This window comes from Prescottella defluvii, from assembly GCF_000738775.1.
Lineage (GTDB): Bacteria > Actinomycetota > Actinomycetes > Mycobacteriales > Mycobacteriaceae > Prescottella > Prescottella defluvii.
Window position 1 is genome coordinate 1 of record NZ_JPOC01000216.1, and the last position, 580, is coordinate 580.

Annotated in this window: 1 pseudogene; it reads left to right on the plus strand. The window is 72.9% G+C overall.

What is annotated here, in order from left to right:
• Positions 1-193: 193 nt before the first annotated feature.
• Positions 194-580: pseudogene (locus IJ15_RS0124550) on the plus strand (M28 family peptidase); the annotation flags it as partial.

Genomic DNA, 580 nt, shown 5'->3' on the forward strand with positions numbered 1-580 from the left:
ACCGTGTCGATCTCGATGTCGCGCCGGGTACCCCCGTCCGCGACATCGAGATCGACACGGTCTTCATCGGCTCGTGCACCCACGGCCGGCTCGAAGACCCTCGGGCCGCCGCCCGGGGACTGATCGGCCGTACCGTGGCCCCCCGCGTCCCGGGCCCCCTGGGTCCCCGCCCGCAGGCCCTCGCCGCCACCAGCCCGGGCCGGAGGGGTCGGCGGGGACCGAGCGCACGTTCGACGCGATCCTGCTGCAGTTGGGGATCTCGCCGGACGGTACGGACTTCGACGGGCGCTCCGACTACGGGCCGTTCATCGCGGTCGGTATCCCGGCCGGCGGACTGTTCACCGGCGCCGAGGAGAACAAAACCGCAGTTCAGGCCCGGCAGTGGGGCGGCGAGGGCGATGCGGCGTTCGATCCGAACTACCACACGGCGCAGGACACCTTCGCGAACGTGGACCGACAGGCGCTGGCGGTCAATGCCGAGGCGATCGGGTACGGCATCGGGCACTACGCGCAGTCGACCGACGGTGTGAACGGGGTGCCGGCGGCGGGCGACGCCCGGAGCGCGGCGCGGGCCGATGTG